Below are 2,318 nucleotides of genomic sequence, written 5' to 3'. Positions count from 1 at the left end.
GCTCACGGGGCCGTGCGAGCCCGCCGCCGTTCGCGCGCCGGGACCACGGAGCCGGCGCAGTAGCGGAACCCGGCACCCGCGCCCCGTCCCGCCCCGGTAGGGTCGGCCTCCGGGAAGGGGAAGGTGAAGGCACCTCATGACCAGGGATCGCAGCCCTCGAAGGCTTCGCAGGCGGGACCGGAACGCACTCATAGCGGCCTCGCTGACCGTTTTGTCGCTGACGGCGAGCGGCTGCGTGGTGGTCCACGGGGAGCGCGAGGTGCTTCCCGCCACCACGAAGGCCGAGGCGGCCAGGGCGCTGGAGAAGTTCACCGACGCCTACAACGAGGCGGACAAGGCGTTCGACAGCTCCCTGGACGCCGACTACGTCACCGGCGCACTCGCCGACATCGACGCGGCCCGTCTGAAGGCCGGGCACGCGAACAGCCCCGGCGGCAACACCGGATACGTCCCGTTGAAGCTGTCGGACGCGAAGTTCACCATCCCCAAGAAGGCGGGCTGGCCACGCTGGTTCGTCGCCGACACCGCCGCCAACAAGGGCGGCAGCGCGCGCTGGCTGTTCGTCTTCACCCGCGACAGCCAGGCCGAGCCGTTCCAGGTGGCGTACCTCACGCTCCTCGCCCCGGACAGTGTGCCGGAGTTCAGGAAGGACAAGGACGGCTGGGCCGAGGCCGTACCGGCGACGTCCGCGGAGCTGGCCGTCCGCCCGCGGGACCTGAGCCGCCAGTACGCGACGTATCTCAAGAGCGGCGGGAACCTCTTCGCCGACGGCGAGCACACCAGCGGCTGGCGCAAGGCGCGTACCAAGGACGCCCGTCGGCCGGGTCTGGTCACGCAGTACATCGACGAGCCGCGGACCGACGGCGACTACGCGCCGCTGGCGCTGCGCACGGCGGACGGCGGGGCGCTGGTGTTCTTCGCCACGCACCACTACGAGAAGGAGACGGCCGCCGCGGGCACCTCGGTCCCCGCCCAGAACAAGGACGTACAGGCCCTGACGAAGGGCGAGGTCAAGCAGTCGCTGACGCTGGAGTTCGTCTCCAACGAGGCCGCCCTGGACCCGAGGACGGGATCGGGCGGCGGCAAGGTGTCGATGCTGGGGCGCATCCAGGGACTGACGGCCGCTCAGGGCGAGTAGGCCGGGACCCGGACCGGGGCGGGTGACCGGGCGCCCGGGGCCGCGCCCCTCAGTGGCGCAGGGGCCAGGCCGCCGCCGCGTGGCCGGGCTCCTCGCCGGCGTGGCGGGCGCAGGCGTCGGTGAGGATCTCCAGCAGGCTGAGCGGGTCGGGCAGCGCGTGCTCCGGGCCGCGCACCCAGCGCACCGTCCGGTCCTCACCGGGCAGCCGGGCCGGCGGTACGAGCACGTACGAACCGCGGCAGTGCCAGCGCAGTCCGGGGTGCTCGTCCATGGTCTCGGGGTGGCAGTCCAGTTCGCAGGGCCACCACTCGTCCTCGTCCTCGGGCGTGCCGCGGGTGAGGGTGAAGAACAGCATGCGGCCGTCGTCGCTCTCGGCGACCGGCCCGACCTCCACACCGGCGCCGAACAGCCGTTCCAGCGCCGGGCGGCCGGCCTCCACGGGCACGTCGAGGACGTCGTGCACCATGCCGGTCGCGGTGATGAAGTTGGCCTGCGGCTGGTGCCGGGCCCAGCGCTCGATCTGGGCGCGGTCGGTGGTGGACTGCGTCTGCCAGGCGAACGACACCGGGTGCCGGGCCGGGGTGGGACAGCCGACGCGGTCGCAGGAGCAGCGGTAGCCGGGCGCGGGGTGCGCGGCGGGCGCGAGCGGCAGTCCGGCTCCGGCGGCGGCGAGCAGCAGGGCCTCACGGCCGCCGTCGTCGGCGGCCTCCTGCGGACGCCGTCCGCGCAGCCACTGGGAGAGTTTGCCCTGCCGGCCGGTGCGGCCGCCGAACGTCGCGCTCATCTATCCCCTCGCCTCGCTGTTGACGGACAGCATGCCCCATGCTCCCACCTTCCCGTGCTCCGGGGTGCCTTGTCGGGACATGCCGGGCTTCCCACCCGCCGGCCACCGGTCAGCGGGGGGCGAGACCGTTGAGGGCGTAGTCGACCAGAGTGTCCGTGTACTCGTAGGAGATGGGCCCCGTGCGCTGGAGCCAGCGCTGGGCGAGCGGCGAGACGAACAGCTCGAGGGCGATGCGCGGGTCGACGTCCGGGCGCACCCGGCCCTCGCCCTGCGCCGAGCGCAGGCGGTCCACGTACAACTGGAGCCGGGGCTCCAGCAGCATCGCGACGAACTCACGGCCGAGCTGCTCGTTCACCACGCCCTCGGCGGCCAGCGCGCGGGAGGGCACCTCGAAGC

The 2,318-nt window shown here is 73.4% G+C and carries 3 protein-coding genes; 1 reads left to right on the top strand and 2 read right to left on the bottom strand.

What is annotated here, in order from left to right:
* Positions 1-136: 136 nt before the first annotated feature.
* Complete coding sequence (locus tag ACFW2E_RS17960) at positions 137-1,138, top strand: hypothetical protein (protein WP_384467439.1); 1,002 nt, start codon at positions 137-139, stop codon at positions 1,136-1,138.
* A 49-nt stretch (positions 1,139-1,187) separates the two neighbouring features.
* Here ACFW2E_RS17960 and ACFW2E_RS17955 read toward each other — a convergent pair whose 3' ends face one another.
* Positions 1,188-1,922 carry a bifunctional DNA primase/polymerase gene (locus ACFW2E_RS17955; RefSeq protein WP_384467437.1) on the bottom strand — a complete coding sequence of 245 codons (735 nt, stop codon included), beginning with the start codon at positions 1,920-1,922 and terminating at the stop codon, positions 1,188-1,190.
* Between the two features lie 109 nt (positions 1,923-2,031).
* The coding region (locus ACFW2E_RS17950; protein WP_384467435.1) for a TetR-like C-terminal domain-containing protein at positions 2,032-2,318 on the bottom strand (287 nt) is incomplete at its 5' end.

Source organism: Streptomyces sp. NPDC058964 (assembly GCF_042741275.1).
Classification (GTDB): domain Bacteria; phylum Actinomycetota; class Actinomycetes; order Streptomycetales; family Streptomycetaceae; genus Streptomyces.
This window is presented reverse-complemented; position numbering and strand designations above follow the sequence as displayed.

Bases quoted from the DNA above. Each gene is read 5' to 3' on its own strand.
- ACFW2E_RS17960 (WP_384467439.1), top strand. From the start codon at position 137: ATGACCAGGGATCGCAGCCCTCGAAGGCTTCGCAGGCGGGACCGGAAC.
- ACFW2E_RS17955 (WP_384467437.1), bottom strand. From the start codon at position 1,922: ATGAGCGCGACGTTCGGCGGCCGCACCGGCCGGCAGGGCAAACTCTCC.